Origin of the sequence: Pseudomonas sp. R45(2017), from assembly GCF_002112305.1 — a bacterium.
Classification (GTDB): Bacteria; Pseudomonadota; Gammaproteobacteria; order Pseudomonadales; family Pseudomonadaceae; genus Aquipseudomonas; species Aquipseudomonas paraglycinae.
Genome location: NZ_NEHH01000017.1, coordinates 13,438 through 29,495, shown reverse-complemented (window position 1 = coordinate 29,495; position 16,058 = coordinate 13,438). Strand labels below are relative to the sequence as shown.

The 16,058-nt window shown below is 59.9% G+C and carries 14 protein-coding genes; 11 read left to right on the top strand and 3 right to left on the bottom strand.

Going from position 1 to position 16,058, the window contains the following annotated elements; genetic code table 11:
• Positions 1-131 precede the first annotated feature (131 nt).
• From CAF74_RS27840 to CAF74_RS27830, 3 genes are all read left to right on the top strand, one after another.
• Complete coding sequence (locus CAF74_RS27840; RefSeq protein ID WP_011333188.1) at positions 132-1,490, top strand: nucleobase:cation symporter-2 family protein; 1,359 nt, start codon at positions 132-134, stop codon at positions 1,488-1,490.
• Positions 1,491-1,576: 86 nt separating this feature from the next.
• A complete protein-coding gene (locus tag CAF74_RS27835; RefSeq protein WP_011333187.1) occupies positions 1,577-2,362 on the top strand; it encodes an outer membrane protein OmpK in 786 nt (261 codons plus the stop codon).
• A 372-nt stretch (positions 2,363-2,734) separates the two neighbouring features.
• The gene (locus CAF74_RS27830) at positions 2,735-3,520 is read left to right on the top strand and encodes an outer membrane protein OmpK (protein WP_085748491.1); all 786 of its coding nucleotides are present in this window, start codon (positions 2,735-2,737) and stop codon (positions 3,518-3,520) included.
• Positions 3,521-3,558: 38 nt separating this feature from the next.
• On the opposite strand, the gene CAF74_RS27825 is transcribed toward CAF74_RS27830, so the two are convergent.
• On the bottom strand, positions 3,559-4,731 hold the full coding sequence (locus CAF74_RS27825) for a patatin-like phospholipase family protein (protein WP_085748490.1): 1,173 nt from the start codon (positions 4,729-4,731) through the stop codon (positions 3,559-3,561).
• Positions 4,732-4,766: 35 nt separating this feature from the next.
• Positions 4,767-5,699: a lipid A biosynthesis lauroyl acyltransferase gene (locus CAF74_RS27820; protein WP_007960061.1), complete on the bottom strand. Its 933-nt coding sequence runs from the start codon at positions 5,697-5,699 to the stop codon at positions 4,767-4,769.
• A gap of 117 nt (positions 5,700-5,816) precedes the next feature.
• Between CAF74_RS27820 and minC the strand changes: the two genes are divergently transcribed.
• The 8 genes from minC (at position 5,817) to CAF74_RS27785 (ending at position 13,516) form a co-directional block, all read left to right on the top strand.
• The gene (minC, locus tag CAF74_RS27815; RefSeq protein WP_085748518.1) at positions 5,817-6,554 is read left to right on the top strand and encodes a septum site-determining protein MinC; all 738 of its coding nucleotides are present in this window, start codon (positions 5,817-5,819) and stop codon (positions 6,552-6,554) included.
• 169 nt (positions 6,555-6,723) lie between these two features.
• Positions 6,724-7,536 (top strand): septum site-determining protein MinD, encoded by an 813-nt coding sequence (gene minD, locus CAF74_RS27810; RefSeq protein ID WP_007960065.1) that lies wholly within the window; start codon positions 6,724-6,726, stop codon positions 7,534-7,536.
• On the top strand, positions 7,536-7,790 hold the full coding sequence (gene minE, locus CAF74_RS27805; protein ID WP_007960071.1) for a cell division topological specificity factor MinE: 255 nt from the start codon (positions 7,536-7,538) through the stop codon (positions 7,788-7,790). Before minD ends, minE begins: the two co-directional genes overlap by 1 nt.
• 91 nt (positions 7,791-7,881) lie before the next feature.
• Complete coding sequence (locus CAF74_RS27800) at positions 7,882-8,517, top strand: RluA family pseudouridine synthase (RefSeq protein ID WP_085748489.1); 636 nt, start codon at positions 7,882-7,884, stop codon at positions 8,515-8,517.
• A gap of 152 nt (positions 8,518-8,669) precedes the next feature.
• Positions 8,670-9,512, top strand: a complete 843-nt coding sequence (locus tag CAF74_RS27795) for a hypothetical protein (protein ID WP_085748488.1) — start codon at positions 8,670-8,672, stop codon at positions 9,510-9,512.
• A 169-nt stretch (positions 9,513-9,681) separates the two neighbouring features.
• Entirely contained in the window at positions 9,682-10,971 is a 1,290-nt protein-coding gene (locus CAF74_RS27790; RefSeq protein WP_007960074.1) for a M18 family aminopeptidase, read from the top strand.
• Between the two features lie 132 nt (positions 10,972-11,103).
• Positions 11,104-11,280, top strand: coding sequence for a hypothetical protein (locus CAF74_RS29305; RefSeq protein ID WP_165369545.1), 177 nt, complete (start codon positions 11,104-11,106; stop codon positions 11,278-11,280).
• A gap of 76 nt (positions 11,281-11,356) precedes the next feature.
• On the top strand, positions 11,357-13,516 hold the full coding sequence (locus CAF74_RS27785; RefSeq protein WP_085748487.1) for a mechanosensitive ion channel family protein: 2,160 nt from the start codon (positions 11,357-11,359) through the stop codon (positions 13,514-13,516).
• A 55-nt stretch (positions 13,517-13,571) separates the two neighbouring features.
• Here the strand turns inward: CAF74_RS27785 and CAF74_RS27780 are convergent, their stop codons facing one another.
• Entirely contained in the window at positions 13,572-15,680 is a 2,109-nt protein-coding gene (locus CAF74_RS27780; protein WP_085748486.1) for an S-type pyocin domain-containing protein, read from the bottom strand.
• Positions 15,681-16,058 lie beyond the last annotated feature (378 nt).

The following is a 16,058-nucleotide window of genomic DNA, read 5'->3' as shown; positions in this document are numbered from 1 at the left end:
GTTTTGCACTGCCTGTGTGGGAGCTGGCTTGCCAGCGATTAGCCGCAACGCGGCTTACCTGATGCAAAGAAACAGCTGTGAGCAACCCGGCAGCTGTTAATCACAAGAATAAAAAAGATCCGAGGTGTTGCATGTCCGAGCTGTCCAAAGCGCGCATCCCCGACGCACCCGCCATTCAGCGTTTGCCCCTTTTGCAACTGATCCTGGTCGGTTTGCAACATGTACTGCTGATGTACGGCGGCGCCATCGCGGTACCGCTGATCATTGGACAGGCCGCTGGCCTGAGTCGTGAAGAAATCGCCTTCCTGATCAACGCCGACCTGCTGGTCGCTGGCATCGCCACCATCGTGCAATCTCTGGGCATCGGCCCGATGGGCATTCGCATGCCGGTAATGATGGGCGCCAGTTTCGCCGCCGTCGGCAGCATGGTCGCCATGGCCGGCATGCCCGGCATCGGTCTGCAGGGAATCTTCGGCGCCACCATCGCCGCCGGGTTCTTCGGCATGATCATCGCGCCGTTCATGTCCAAGGTCGTACGCTTCTTCCCGCCTCTGGTGACCGGCACGGTCATCACCTCGATCGGTTTGTCGCTGTTCCCCGTGGCCGTAAACTGGGCCGGCGGCGGCGCTGGCGCTGCTCAATTCGGTTCACCGATTTACCTGGCCATCGCCGCACTGGTGCTGGCCACCATTCTGTTGATCCACCGCTTCATGCGCGGTTTCTGGGTCAACATTTCCGTGCTGATCGGCATGTGCCTGGGCTACGTGCTCTGCGGCGCCATCGGCATGGTCGACCTGAGCGGCATGGCCAACGCGCCGTGGGTTCAGTTCGTCACCCCGCTGCATTTCGGCATGCCGAAGTTCGAACTGGCACCGATCCTGTCGATGTGCCTGGTGGTGGTGATCATCTTCGTCGAGTCCACCGGGATGTTCCTCGCGCTGGGCAAGATCACCGGCCAGGAAGTCTGCCCGCGCATGCTGCGTCGCGGCCTGCTGTGTGATGCCGGCGCGTCGTTCTTCGCCGGCTTCTTCAACACCTTCACCCACTCCTCCTTCGCGCAGAACATCGGCCTGGTGCAGATGACCGGCGTGCGCTGCCGCTCGGTGACCATCGTTGCCGGCGGTCTGCTGATCGTCCTGAGCCTGCTGCCGAAAGCGGCGTTCCTGGTGGCATCGATTCCACCGGCGGTGCTGGGTGGCGCGGCGATTGCGATGTTCGGCATGGTGGCGGCGACCGGCATCAAGATCCTGCAGGAAGCCGACATCGGCGACCGCCGCAATCAATTGCTGGTAGCCGTGAGCATCGGCATGGGCCTGATCCCGGTGGTGCGTCCGGAATTTTTCGCCCACCTGCCGTTGTGGATGAGCCCGATCACCCACAGCGGGATCGCCATGGCCACCCTCAGCGCGCTGACGCTGAACCTGTTGTTCAACATCCTCGGCGGCGCCGAACGCGCCGCGATCAACGACTGCCACGCACACCCGCACTGATCCGAAGAGTAAAAAAGGGGGCTCGCCCAAGCCTGCCCCCTCGCGACAGCTTTGCCTCAAACAATAAAAACAAGAGGGAGCAACAGATGATCCGGACTCAAACCAACGTGTTGTTGAGCGGCGGCCTGCTGGCCGCATCGCAAGCCATGGCCGGCGATTTATTGCTGTGGCAGACCAACAGCCTGAGCTACCTGTACGGCAAGAACTTCGCGATCAACCCGTCGATCCAGCAGACGGTGACGTTCGAGCACGCCGACAAGTGGAAGTACGGCGACAACTTCCTGTTCGTCGACAAGATCTTCTACAACGGCCAGGAAGACCGCAACAAAGGCCCCCACGCGTTCTACGGCGAATTCAGCCCGCGCCTGTCGTTCGGCAAGATCTTCGACAGGAAGCTGGAGTTCGGCCCGATCAAGGACGTGCTGCTGGCCATGACCTACGAGTACGGCGAAGGCGACAGCGAGGCCTATCTGATCGGCCCCGGCTTCGACCTCAAGGTACCGGGCTTCAACTATTTCACCCTGAACTTCTACCGCCGCCAGACCGAAGGCCCGCGCCCGGGCGACGGCGTCTGGCAGATCACGCCCGGCTGGTCCTACAGCATTCCCGTGGGCAATTCCGACCTGCTGATCGACGGCTATCTGGACTGGGTGGTCGACAACGACCAGAACTCCCGTGGCACCTATCACGCAAACCTGCACATCAACCCGCAGATCAAATACGACCTGGGCAAAGCCCTCGGCTGGGGTGAAAAGCAGGTGTACGTCGGCACCGAATACAGCTACTGGAAAAACAAATACGGGGTCGAAAGCACCCACAGTTTCGACACCAACCAGAACACCGCCAGCCTGCTGGTGAAGGTGCACTTCTAAGATGACCCGCAACCGTGCCCCCTACCTGTCGTCGGTGCTCTGTTGCGGGGCACTTGAGGCCTGGCCGTTGAGTCAGTATTCTCCGCGGCCTCCTGAATTCGGTCTAAAAAAAAGCCCGAATTTAATTCCTGACCGAAAAGCCAACTTATCCAGGCTTCGGTCAGTACCGAGGCATCCCGAAAACACGCTCAATCGACTGTTTTTCAGCAGCCGACGGGCGTTTTTTTGCTTTTCGAAAAGCCTTGGCTCAGCTCTTGCTAACAGCATGAAAGCTGACCGGATGGATGACTTTTGCAGCAACGAAAAAAGGCGCCACACCAGAGCGCCGACTCAAAAAAATAAACGTGGAACACCTACTTTGGGAGCAACCGAATGAAACGTATGTGCACCAGCCTGATGCTTGCGGGATCGCTGCTGGCAGGGGGTCAGGCCATGGCCGACGGCCTGCTGCAATGGCAGAACAACAGCCTGACCTACCTCTACGGCAAAGACTTCAAGGTCAACCCGGCCATCCAGCAGACCGTGACCTTCGAGCACGCCGATGCGTGGAAGTACGGGGACAACTTCTTCTTCCTCGACAAGATCTTCTACAACGGTGACAAGGACTTCAACAACGGTCCGAACACCTACTACGGCGAGTTCCAGCCACGCATCTCGCTGGGCAAGGTGCTCGACCAGAAGATCGAGTTCGGCCCGATCAAGGACGTCCTGCTGGCGATGACCTACGAGTTCGGCGAGGGTGACACCGAGTCCTACCTGATCGGCCCCGGCTTCGACCTGGCCATTCCGGGCTTCGACTACTTCCAGCTGAACTTCTACCAGCGTCACACCGAAGGCTCGCGTGCGGGTGACAACGTCTGGCAGATCACACCAGTGTGGTCCTACACCATTCCGGTGGGCGACTCGAACATCCTGATCGACGGCTACATGGACTGGGTGGTCGACAACGACGTCAACAACAAAGGCGAATACCACGCCAACCTGCACTTCAACCCGCAGGTCAAATACGACCTGGGCAAGGCGCTGAATTTCGGCGAGAAGCAGTTGTACGTCGGTGTTGAATACGACTACTGGAAAGACAAGTACGGTATCGACGACACCAAGGCCTTCACCACCAATCAGAACGTGACCAGCTTCCTGGTGAAGTTCCACTTCTGATGAAGGTTCAGATGGCGCCCGCTCGGGCGCCATCGTTCTCAGGCCGGAACCAGCGCCTCGCCAATCCCGAGAAACCGGCACAGCTCATCGCGCTTGGCCAAGGCATCGCGCCGTCCAAGGTCGATCAATTCACTGCAATACCCCGCCTCGAACAGCAAGTAACTCAACACCCCTGCCCCGCTCGTCTTGGTCGCTCCCGGCCCACGCAGAAACAGCCGCAACGCCGCCGGCAGTTCTTGGCGATGCCGCGCCGCGATTTCATCGATCGGCTGACTCGGCGAGATCACCAGCACTTCCACCGGCGCCACACCCAGCGCGCGGGTCGGCGTGCCTTCGGGCATCAGATGACTGAACTGGTTCAGGCGCTGAAGCAACTCGATATCGCTTTCCAGGCTATCAATGAACGTACTGTTGAGCATGTGCCCGCCGATCTGCGCCAGCGTCGGCTGCTGCCCGGTGTAGGTGCGTTCCAGCGGTTGCGCCGGATCGAAACCGCGCGGGTTGCCGCTGACGCCCACCACCAGCACCCGACTCGCGCCCAGGTGCAGTGCCGGGCTGATCGGTGCCGACTGCCGCACCGCGCCATCACCGAAATATTCATCGCCGATCTTCACCGGCGCGAACAACAGCGGGATCGCCGAACTGGCCAGCAAGTGCTCCACCGCCAACTGCGTCGGTACACCGATGCGCCGATGACGCAGCCAGGAGTCAATAGTCCCGCCGCCCTCGTAGAAGGTCACCGCCTGCCCCGACTCGTAGCCGAACGCCGTCACCGCCACCGCGTGCAGTTGCTTGCGCGCGATGGACTCGGCGATGCCGGGCAGATGCAGTTTTTCGTTGAGCAGATGACGCAGCGGCGAACTGTCGAGCAGCGCCACCGGCATTTGCCGGCCCATGCCCAACAGACTGTGACTGACGAAACGGCTGGCCTGGCGGATCACCCCCGGCCAGTCGCTGCGCAACACGCGATGGCTGCGAAAGCCTTGCCAGAACAGCGTCAGGCGTTCGATGGCGGCGCGAAAATCCGTGGCACCGCTGGCCAGGCTGACCGCGTTGATCGCCCCGGCCGACGTGCCGACAATCACCGGAAACGGATTGTCCGCCCCCAACGGCAGCAATTCGGCAATCGCCGCCAGAACCCCCACCTGATACGCCGCCCGAGCCCCGCCGCCGGAAAGAATCAAACCTGTGACCGGTTCAGCTGGGCTCATCGCAACGCTCCGTGGTGCTTATGGGGATGGGTCAATCAACCGCGTTTGGCGTACAGCTTCGGCTCACCCGGTGGCCGGCTCTTGAAGCGCCGGTGTGCCCACAGGTATTGCTCGGGGCATTCACGCAACACGCCTTCGACCCACTGATTGATGCGGATGCAATCTTCCTCTTCGGTCTCGCCCGGGAAACCTTCCAGCGGCGGATGAATCACCAGACGATAACCGCTGCCGTCGGCCAGACGCTCCTGAGTGAACGGCACCACCAGTGCCTTGCCCAGTCGGGCAAACTTGCTGGTGGCGGTGACCGTCGCGGCCTGAATCCCGAACAGCGGCACGAATATGCTTTGCTTGGCGCCGTAGTCCTGATCCGGTGCGTACCAGATCGCCCGGCCCGCGCGCAGCAGCTTGAGCATGCCGCGCACGTCGTCACGTTCCACCGCCAGCGAATCGAGGTTGTGCCGCTCGCGGCCCTGACGCTGGACGAAGTCGAACAACGGGTTCTTGTGTTCGCGGTACATGCCGTCGATGGTGTGTTGCTGGCCGAGCAGCGCTGCGCCGATTTCCAGGGTGGTGAAATGCACCGCCATCAGAATCACGCCCTTGCCTTCGCGCTGGGCCTTTTGCAGGTGTTCAAGACCTTCGACATGAGCCAGTTTCGCCAGGCGCTGACGCGACCACCACCAGCTCATCGCCATTTCAAAGAAGGCGATGCCGGTGGACGCGAAGTTTTCCTTGAGCAGACGCTTGCGTTCGGCGGCGGACTTTTCCGGGAAACACAGTTCCAGATTGCGCTTGGCGATACGCCGCCGGTCGCCGGCGAAGCGATACATCAGGGCACCAAGAAAACGACCGATGGCCAGCAAGGCTGGATACGGCAGCTGCACGATCAGCCACAACAGCCCGAGGCCGCACCAGAGCGGCCAGAAGCGTGGGGCAAGAAATGCTTTTCGAAAACGCGGGCGATCCATTAAAGCTTCCGTAAATACAGTGGCCGCGCATTCTACATCGTTCGACCCGGCTTGCGGCCTGCGGGCGTTCTCGTTATAAGTCTCGGCACTTTTAGTGACAAGCCGTTGTATGCCGACATGAGCCAAACCGAACCGCTAGACCAAGATCCCGTGTTCCAGCTGAAGGGCAGCATGCTCGCCATTACGGTGCTGGAGCTGTCCCGCAATAACCTGGACAGCCTCGATCGGCAACTGGCCGCCAAAGTCGCCCAGGCACCGAATTTCTTCAGCAACGCGCCGCTGGTTCTGGCGCTGGACAAACTGCCGCCAAGCGAAGGCGCCGTCGACCTGCCGGGCCTGATGCGCGTGTGCCGCCAGCACGGTCTGCGCACCCTGGCGATCCGCGCCAGCCGCATCGAAGACATCGCCGCCGCCATCGCCATCGACATCCCGGTGCTGCCGCCGTCCGGCGCCCGCGAACGACCGCTGGAAAGCGCCGACCCCGTCGCACCGAAGAAGCCGGAAAAACCACCGGAGCCAGCCGTCAAACCGACCCGCGTCATCACCACGCCAGTACGTGGTGGCCAACAGATATATGCGCAAGGTGGCGATCTGGTGGTGGTTTCTTCGGTCAGTCCGGGGGCGGAACTTCTCGCCGATGGCAACATCCATGTATACGGCCCGATGCGCGGTCGTGCGCTGGCCGGGGTCAAGGGCGACACCAAGGCGCGGATTTTCTGTCAGCAATTGAGCGCTGAACTGATCTCCATCGCAGGCCATTACAAGGTTTCCGAGGACCTGCGTCGCGATCCGATGTGGGGTTCGGGCGTACAGGTCAGCCTGTCGGGCGACGTGTTGAACATCATTCGGCTTTAACGGATACTGCCGCATTTTCCAAGCATCTCTAAAACGTAGCGAAAACGGCTCAAACGAAGTAGGAAAAAGGCCAAAAGCCGAATTCCAGCCAAGGCTGTCCGACTGCAGTAGTTTTCTAGAGATGTTTTTCAGGGGCTGAACAGTCCTTCTTCCTTAGGGGTGAAACACCTTGGCCAAGATTCTCGTGGTTACATCCGGCAAGGGTGGTGTGGGTAAGACCACCACCAGCGCCGCTATCGGTACCGGCCTCGCTCTGCGCGGCCACAAAACAGTGATCGTCGACTTCGACGTGGGCTTGCGTAACCTTGACCTGATCATGGGCTGCGAGCGCCGCGTGGTGTATGACTTCGTCAACGTCGTGAACGGCGAAGCCAACCTGCAACAGGCCCTGATCAAAGACAAGCGCCTGGAAAACCTCTATGTGCTGGCCGCCAGCCAGACCCGCGACAAAGACGCACTGACCGTCGAAGGCGTGGAAAAAGTCCTGATGGAGCTCAAGGAACAATTCGAGTTCGTGGTCTGCGACTCCCCTGCCGGCATCGAGAAAGGCGCCCACCTGGCCATGTACTTCGCTGACGAAGCGATCGTCGTGACCAACCCGGAAGTGTCCTCGGTACGTGACTCGGACCGCATGCTCGGCCTGCTGGCCAGCAAGTCCCGTCGCGCCGAACGTGGCGAAGAGCCGATCCAGGAACACCTGCTGATCACCCGCTACCACCCGGAGCGCGTCGAAAAAGGCGAAATGCTCGGCGTCGAAGACGTCAAGGAAATCCTCGCCGTACGCCTGTTGGGCGTCATCCCGGAATCCCAGGCCGTACTCAAGGCCTCCAACCAGGGCGTACCTGTGATCCTCGATGATCAGAGCGACGCCGGCCAGGCCTACAGCGATACCGTTGATCGCCTGCTGGGCAAGGAAAAAGAACACCGGTTCCTGAATGTCGAGAAGAAGGGATTCTTCGAGCGTCTGTTTGGAGGTAGGTAATGAACCTTTTTGACTTCTTTCGTGCCAACAAAAAGCCAAGTACCGCCTCGGTCGCGAAAGAGCGTCTACAGATCATCGTGGCGCATGAACGCGGCCAGCGCAGCACCCCTGACTACCTGCCATCCTTGCAGAAGGAACTGGTGGAAGTGATCCGCAAATACGTCAACATCGGCAACGACGACGTACACGTGGCACTGGAGAGCCAGGGCAGCTGCTCGATTCTGGAACTCAACATCACCCTGCCAGATCGCTGAGTCGATCCGGCAGGAACGACGGCGGCTCAGGGCCCTTCCGACACCGGAGGGGCCCTGAGCCGCCGTTGGCATTTGTTACGAGGCTGTTTTAATGCCGTTGTCCAACGTCCAAATCATTCATCAGGACGCCGCCGTACTGGTGGTGAACAAACCCACCCTGTTGCTCTCCGTCCCTGGCCGGGCCGACGACAACAAGGACTGCCTGATCACCCGCCTGCAGGAAAACGGCTACCCGGAAGCGCGTATCGTCCATCGCCTGGACTGGGAAACCTCGGGGATCATTCTGCTCGCCCGCGACGCCGATACCCACCGCGAACTGTCGCGCCAGTTTCATGATCGCGAAACCGAAAAGGCCTACACCGCTTTGGCCTGGGGTCAGCCGGAACTGGACAGCGGCAGCATCGACCTGCCGTTGCGCTACGATCCACCGACCAAACCACGGCATGTGGTCGATCATGAATCAGGCAAGCATGCGCTGACGTTCTGGAAGGTTCTGGAACGTTGCGGCGACTGGTGCCGTGTCGAACTGACACCGATCACCGGCCGCTCGCATCAATTGCGCGTGCACATGTTGTCGATCGGTCATCCGCTGCTCGGTGACGGGCTCTACGCCCACGAGCAAGCGCTGGCGGCCTGGCCCCGCCTGTGCCTGCACGCGAGCATGCTCAGTTTCACTCATCCGCAAAGCGGCGAGCGCCTGCGCTTCGAGTGCCCGGCACCCTTCTGAATCGCGTCTGCCTCTGAAAGCCCTTCCTGATGAAGGGCTTTTTTTTGTCCTGTCAAAATCCCACCGGCAATAGATTGACGTAAAGAACTGTCATAAAATTGTAATCAATTATAAATTTTGGCACCTCGACATCAGGCAGGAGGCCTTTTCCCGTGTTATGCAGTAAAACGCTCCAATCCGAATATCCAATCATCTATGCATTCGGTAACACTACCCTGCACCTGAGCGAACCACCCAGCATCCCGGCGCGCGAGGCCCTCGAGCAGCTGATAAAAAAACGTCGCGCGCGCAAACTGACCCGGGCCAGCGCACCGCTGTCCTCGTGTGAAACCCCGCTCTTTGCCAAGGTCCAGCCATTGGACACTTTCAAGGCAAAGGTGCGGGTGAGCCTGAACAAACCGCAACGCAACGGGCGCTTCGACTGGCCGCTCGAAGAGTTGATGAACTCCCTCGAAGCTCAGCGCCGGGGCGTGGATATGCCGCCATTGAAGGGCTATGGCTATACCCGCAGCAGGCTTGGCCTGACCGAGGAATTTTTCCTTCTGACACACCTGCTCGAAGGCCATATTGATGGCGCTCAGTGCATCAGACGCAATCCCCAGAACATCGAAGCTTTCATCCTCGACGCGTTTCAACTGCTCAGCTCGCTGGCCAGCAAAAACATCACTCACATGGATTTCTGGGTGGGCAACATCATGGTGCCCGAGCAAACGCACAGACCACTGAAAGCCATCGACTTTGAAAACTGCTTCGCCGGCCCGACCGCGCACTTGAGTGAAACACTCGGTTTTCAACTGGGCTTTTTCTATCGTCGGGAAGTCTACAAATTCATTACCGAAGCCGCCTACGATCAACTGGTCGATCAATACCTCAGTGCGCTGCCCGATTTATCTCGAGACAAGTTCGAAGCGGTCTATCAGTCGAGCAAGCATGAAGACATCGGTCGCAAGCAACGCCGTGAAGTCTTCCTCAATGGCAGACTGATCACCGGTTGAGACCCTGCCAGGCAACACCTTGAAGCATGTGTGTGACCAGCAAATCGGCCGTCATGAATGGTGGGGCACAAGCGCATCGGTCATCACTCCTGACAATACCCGCGCAACCACGTCCCAATGGGGCGGAGTGATGCGTTAAACTCCCGCCCATTGCTGTCTGGAGCTTCTTATGCGCGAAGAGTTGAACCAAGGCCTGATCGACTTCCTCAAGGCCTCCCCTACCCCGTTCCACGCCACCGCCAGCCTTGTTCAACGCCTGGAGGCCGCCGGTTATGTGCGCCTCGACGAGCGCGAAACCTGGCACACCGAAGCCAATGGTCGTTACTACGTCACCCGTAACGATTCCTCGATTGTCGCGATCAAGATGGGCCGCAACTCGCCGCTGCACGACGGCATCCGTCTGGTCGGCGCCCACACCGATAGCCCGTGCCTGCGGGTCAAGCCACAACCTGAACTGCAACGCCAGGGCTTCTGGCAGCTCGGTGTCGAAGTCTACGGCGGCGCGCTGTTGGCGCCGTGGTTCGACCGCGACCTGTCGCTGGCCGGCCGCGTCACCTTCCGCCGCGACGGCAAAGTCGAGAGCCAGCTGATCGACTTCAAGGCCCCGATCGCGATCATTCCCAACCTGGCCATCCACCTCAATCGTGAAGCCAACCAAGGCTGGGCTATCAACGCCCAGACCGAACTGCCGCCGATTCTCGCGCAGTTCGCCGGTGACGAGCGCGTGGACTTCCGCGCGGTACTCACCGATCAACTGGCTCGCGAACACGGCCTCAACGCCGACGTGGTGCTCGATTACGAGCTGAGTTTCTACGATACCCAGAGCGCTGCGGTCATCGGCCTGCATGGCGACTTCATCGCCGGCGCACGCCTCGATAACCTGCTGTCGTGCTACGCCGGCCTGCAAGCCTTGCTGACCGCCGACACCGAAGAAACCTGCGTGCTGGTGTGCAACGACCACGAAGAAGTCGGCTCCTGCTCGGCGTGTGGCGCCGACGGCCCGATGCTGGAACAGACCCTGCGCCGTCTGCTGCCGGAAGGTGACGAATTCGTACGCACCATCCAGAAATCCCTGCTGGTTTCGGCCGACAACGCCCACGGCGTACACCCGAACTACGCCGAGAAGCACGACGCCAACCACGGCCCGAAACTCAACGCCGGCCCGGTGATCAAGGTCAACAGCAACCAGCGCTACGCCACCAACAGCGAAACCGCCGGTTTCTTCCGCCATCTGTGCATGGCCGAAGAAGTGCCGGTGCAAAGCTTCGTGGTGCGCAGCGACATGGGCTGTGGCTCGACCATCGGCCCGATCACCGCCAGCCACCTGGGCGTGCGCACCGTCGACATCGGCCTGCCGACCTTCGCCATGCACTCGATCCGCGAACTGTGCGGCAGCCATGACCTGGCCCACCTGGTCAAAGTGCTGAGCGCGTTCTACGCCAGTCGCGAATTGCCGTAGCAAGCAGCCGGGATCGCAGCGTGGAGCTGCGATCCCCCGGCCCGTAAAACCGGCTCATTTCTGATACACATCAGCACCGTCCATCGAAAACCCACCTAGACTTGAATCATTCCCTTCGACAAGGCTGTCGCCATGATCTCGATGTCTGCGTTCCACTCCATGCTCATTCCCATCCTCGGCGGAATGATTCTGCTGGCCATCGGTTTCAACTTCCGTGACAAGAACGCCGGTGTGTTCGCCATGTGGATCGGCATGCTGATGATCCTGGCCACCGTGGTCTACAAGATCCTCGCCAAACTCAACGAATAAATCCGCGCCCGGCTCGCATTGAATCTGGCGGGCTCGTACACTCGCCCGATCCGCCCCTTGCGAGGTTGACCGCCTAGTGTTCGCTCGTCTTTTTGCCCTGCCCTGCCTGTTTCTCGTCTGCCTGATGACCCTGATGTCGCCGGCGCCCGCCGACGCTGCCGGTCTGCCGGGACTGCTCACGGGTTCCGGCAAGGCCCAGCCCGAGGCTCAGGAACCGCTCGGCCAGTCGCTGGACGAAGTCATCAAGTCGCTGGAAAACGACAAGCAACGTGCCCAGTTGCTGACCGACCTGAAAAAACTCCGCGACGCCACGAAAAAAGCCCAGGCCAGCCCCGAAGAAGGTGTGCTGGGACTGATCGGCGGCACCCTCGCCACTTTCGAAAAACAGTTCACCGGCGCCGACAGCCCGCTCAATCGCTGGTCCGCCGAATTCGACATGGCCCAGGACGAGCTCAAAGGCCTGATGCTGCCGGCCAGCGAATGGCTGCCGATCATCTTCGCCTTCGCCGTGATCCTCGCGGTCTGGAGCCTGCTCGCCGCCGCGCTGATCTGGCTCGGCCACCGGGTACGCATGCGCTTCGGCCTGACCGAAGAACTGCCGCAAAACCCCCGGGCCCTCGACATGCTGCGCTTCGCCCTGCGCAAGCTCGGCCCCTGGCTGATCGCGTTGGTGATCACGGTCTACATGAGCTACGCATTGCCCTCGTCACTGGGCAAAAGCCTGGCGATGGTGCTGGCTTACGCACTGGTGGTCGGCACCTGTTTCTCGGCCATCTGCGTGATCGCCTTCTCCGTACTCGACGGTCCGCACCGGCACCGCGCGCTGTACATCCTGCGTCACCAGGCCTTTCGGCCGTTGTGGCTGATCGGCAGTTTCGCCGCCTTCGGTGAAGCCCTGAGCGATCCAAAACTGGTGGCCGCCCTCGGCGTGCACCTGGCCCACACCGCCGCCACCGTCGCCAACGTCCTCGCGGCGCTGTCGACCGGCCTGTTCATCCTGCGTTTCCGCCGGCCGATCGCCCACCTGATCCGCAACCAGCCGCTGTCCCGCCGCCTGACCCGCCGCGCCCTCAGTGACACCATCGAAATCCTCGGCACCTTCTGGTACATCCCGGCACTGGTGCTGGTGGGCATTTCCCTGTTCGCCACCTTCGTCTCCGCCGGCGACACCAGCACCGCCCTGCGCCAGTCGCTGATTTGCACCGTGCTGCTGGTGTTGTGCATGGTCATCAACGGCCTCGTCCGCCGCCACGCCCTCAAACCCCAACGCGGACCGAAACGCCACGCGCTGTATTCCGAACGCCTGAAAAGCTTCTTCTACACCCTCGCCCATTTGCTGGTGTGGCTGGCGTTCATCGAACTCGGCCTGCGGGTCTGGGGCATGTCGCTGATCGGCTTCACCGAAGGCGAAGGCCACGACATCAGCGTCAAACTGTTCAGCCTGATCGGCACGCTGATCTTCGCGTGGCTGATCTGGATCCTCAGCGACACCGCCGTCCACCACGCCCTCACCCGCTCACGCAAAGGCCTGGCCAACGCCCGCGCGCAAACCATGATGCCGCTGATCCGCAACGTGCTGTTCGTGGCGATCTTCATCATCGCCCTGATCGTCGCGCTGGCGAACATGGGCATGAACGTCACGCCCCTGCTGGCCGGTGCCGGCGTGATCGGCCTGGCCATCGGCTTCGGCGCGCAGTCGCTCGTAGCGGATCTGATCACCGGCCTGTTCATCATCATCGAAGACTCCCTGGCCATCGACGACTACGTCGACGTCGGCGGCCACCTGGGCACCGTCGAAGGCCTGACCATCCGCACCGTACGCCTGCGGGACATCGACGGCATCGTCCACACCATCCCGTTCAGCGAAATCAAAAGCATCAAAAACTACTCCCGCGAATTCGGCTACGCGATTTTCCGCGTGGCGGTGCCCTTCAACATGAGCATCGACGAAGCCATCAAACTGATGCGCGACGTCGGCCAGAAAATGCGCACCGACCCACTGCAGCGACGCAACATCTGGTCGCCACTGGAATTTCAGGGCGTGGAAAGCTTTGAATCCGGCAACGCGATATTGCGCGCAAGGTTCAAGACCGCACCGATCAAACAGTGGGAGGTTTCAAGGGCATTCAATTTGTCGCTGAAACGGCATCTGGACGAGGCCGGGCTGGACCTGGCGACGCCGAGGATGAATGTGCAGGTGATCACGGCGGGCGGTGGAGTGGAGACTGAAAAATAGTTACCGAATAAACCCCAATCGGAATGCACTTCGATTGGGGTCCTTTGATTTGGGCTTACCCTTTGAATCCGGGCATCCCGTTCTCCGCACGCCAGCTCTTCAGCGTTTGGAGTATTCCTTCAGGGCTATCATCTTCGCCATCCAGCGGATAATAAATAATTCCATTACCCCTTGGGTGATCCACTGCAGCGTCAAACTTTTCAACAAGGACCATGTATTCTCTTTCACTGCAGCTGGTTACATAACAGAGACCTTTCAAAAGCTCAAGAAACTCTGACTCCGTATAGTCTTCGAGTTTACGATGCATTTCTCCTCCACTAGCAGAATGAACTTCCACGTGCTGCTTAGGTGTCAACAATCTTAAGTTATCCATATCGTAGACCGCACCTCCATTCTTGATGAAATCCAGATGATGAATTTCATAAACTTTATTACCGCCTACCTGCTCACCAGGAATGGTAAATGGAGAATGCCCGCGCATTAACCGCTCTCTATTGGTATTGCCAAATTGTGAAGAGAGCTCGGAGTCTGCCCCTACTGCTTTCCAGAAGGACTCTCTGAACGTCCTGAAATCGCTGAACTGCCGACCTCTCAATTGCTCTGCAATCTGCGCCGGAATCGCCGCACCATTGCCTTGCGAAGCCGCCTCGAGCCACCCCGTCGCCACTGGCTCTCCGTACCCGGAAGCAATCCCGGAATCGTTTCGCGGATCCCGGAACATGATGTATTGCGGGGGGATGCCGGAATCCGGTGGAAAAACCAGAATCCAGTCATTGAAATCAAAATCACCCAGATCAGGATGACGATCAATTCGCCCCTCGACAGGGACGATGTCGCCGCCGGTATATTGCGCAGGATCCGGTTCGGGAACGGGCAATACAGTCGAACTGTCAGCGGGCGTAATTGACGGCGTCCATACCAATGTTTCTGATGGAATGTCGGTGGTCGTCGCGCGATAGGTGTTGTCCTGCGGGTTGTGAACGGCAGCAATCACCGGCACGCCGGTGGGAAACCTGACGCCATCGACTGGAATGACCAGCAGCTCGGTGTGATCGCCCTCGCCAGCTCTGGAATTGACACGCACGGGCAAATCCAGAGAACCACCGGTAGCCGCGAGCTGACCCAAGTCTGGCACGGGACCGGACAGCAGATCGGACAACGGCACGCTGACCAGAAACCGCTTGGGCAGCTCACCGTTTCCCAGCGCGGGCGAGTAAACCAGTGCTGCAACACCCACCATCAAACCCGACACCGTGCCCGCGGCCAGAGCGGATAATCCGGCCGACGCGGAACGGATGGCCGCCCGCAATCTCGACCTTGCGCTCTCGCGGATGGAAACCGGCCCGGTCGACGTCGAAAATACAAGTTGCGGATTCCAGGCAGCGTCCTGCAAATGGAAGGCTTGCGCCTCCCGGCGCGCCCGATCCGCGTCGCGCAATCGATCCTCAAGCAGTTGCCGTGCATGCTCATCGGCTTCACGTCGCGCCTGCTCTTCAGCCTTTTGACGAGCTTCATCAACGGCCGCCAGCCGGGCGATTTCTGCCGCTTGTGCAGCTACACGCGCCTGTTCCTCGGCCGCACGCCGGGCCTGATTCTGCGCAGCGATGCGCGCCTGCTCATGTGCAATTCGATTGGCCTCTTGCACCTGCACAGCCGCGATTACATTCCTGACCGTTGCGGACTGACTGTTCAACTGGCCGATGCCTTCTACCAGCAACTTGGCATTGAACAACTCGCTATAGGCCTGGCGAACGCTGACGTTACCGCCACGCCGATTGACCTGCGGTAACCGACCGCCATTGAAAAACGTTTCGACCTGCGCATGGCCAAACCGCTGAATCGCAATGTCCTTCGCCGCGATCAGCGCACCAAACTTTCTGGCGATCAGCGCATCCCGGAAACGCAGCTCACGCGCCAGCGTGTCCAAGGGAGGCAATAAACTCGAATCACCGCCAGCCCTGACCTGGGCAAGCTCAACTTCAAGGATTTGAGGCAAACTTCCGGAAAATGCCTTGTAGGTATTTTCCATATCCAGTATTTCCCCCAAGGGGGCAAAATCAATTGCCGGCCCGGAGCCATCACCGAGACCTAAGTAGTGCACATAAACATCTTGATTGTCCGGCCTCACGATTGAAGCTGGAAGCTCAATTCCACGCCGTGCCATAAATACATTCCTCCTTGAATTAAATGCGGTGCTCGACAACCGGAAACAAATTCAAACATTGCGTCCAGCGCCTGGAGAAATGTATGAAAATAACAACCACGGACTGCGTTATATATGTACCTCGCACAAAAAAATCTGTCGCGTCAGATGCAGGCGAACAACAAGTAGGAAACGTCCAGAAATCCAGGTCCGGATTCGCCCAATTGAAAAATTCAACTCAAACAGCAGAACCAACGCTTAAGAGGCGCACATCCAAAACACGATGAGCGTTAGCTCGAGTACCGCTTTTGACGTGCCGGCCCCGTTGGGAGGCTGAGTGGAGGGATTTATCCGGGGGAGGGAGCGCAGCGACCGTGCGGCGCAGCCGCATGCATCGAG

What these genes read in the sequence shown, in the direction of transcription:
- CAF74_RS27825 (WP_085748490.1), bottom strand. Translation starts at nt 4,731, where the DNA reads ATGAGCCCAGCTGAACCGGTCACAGGTTTGATTCTTTCCGGCGGCGGG.
- CAF74_RS27830 (WP_085748491.1), top strand. Translation starts at nt 2,735, where the DNA reads ATGAAACGTATGTGCACCAGCCTGATGCTTGCGGGATCGCTGCTGGCA.
- CAF74_RS29305 (WP_165369545.1), top strand. Translation starts at nt 11,104, where the DNA reads ATGATCTCGATGTCTGCGTTCCACTCCATGCTCATTCCCATCCTCGGC.
- CAF74_RS27820 (WP_007960061.1), bottom strand. Translation starts at nt 5,699, where the DNA reads ATGGATCGCCCGCGTTTTCGAAAAGCATTTCTTGCCCCACGCTTCTGG.
- CAF74_RS27780 (WP_085748486.1), bottom strand. Translation starts at nt 15,680, where the DNA reads ATGGCACGGCGTGGAATTGAGCTTCCAGCTTCAATCGTGAGGCCGGAC.
- CAF74_RS27800 (WP_085748489.1), top strand. Translation starts at nt 7,882, where the DNA reads ATGCCGTTGTCCAACGTCCAAATCATTCATCAGGACGCCGCCGTACTG.
- CAF74_RS27835 (WP_011333187.1), top strand. Translation starts at nt 1,577, where the DNA reads ATGATCCGGACTCAAACCAACGTGTTGTTGAGCGGCGGCCTGCTGGCC.
- minE (WP_007960071.1), top strand. Translation starts at nt 7,536, where the DNA reads ATGAACCTTTTTGACTTCTTTCGTGCCAACAAAAAGCCAAGTACCGCC.
- CAF74_RS27790 (WP_007960074.1), top strand. Translation starts at nt 9,682, where the DNA reads ATGCGCGAAGAGTTGAACCAAGGCCTGATCGACTTCCTCAAGGCCTCC.
- CAF74_RS27840 (WP_011333188.1), top strand. Translation starts at nt 132, where the DNA reads ATGTCCGAGCTGTCCAAAGCGCGCATCCCCGACGCACCCGCCATTCAG.
- minC (WP_085748518.1), top strand. Translation starts at nt 5,817, where the DNA reads ATGAGCCAAACCGAACCGCTAGACCAAGATCCCGTGTTCCAGCTGAAG.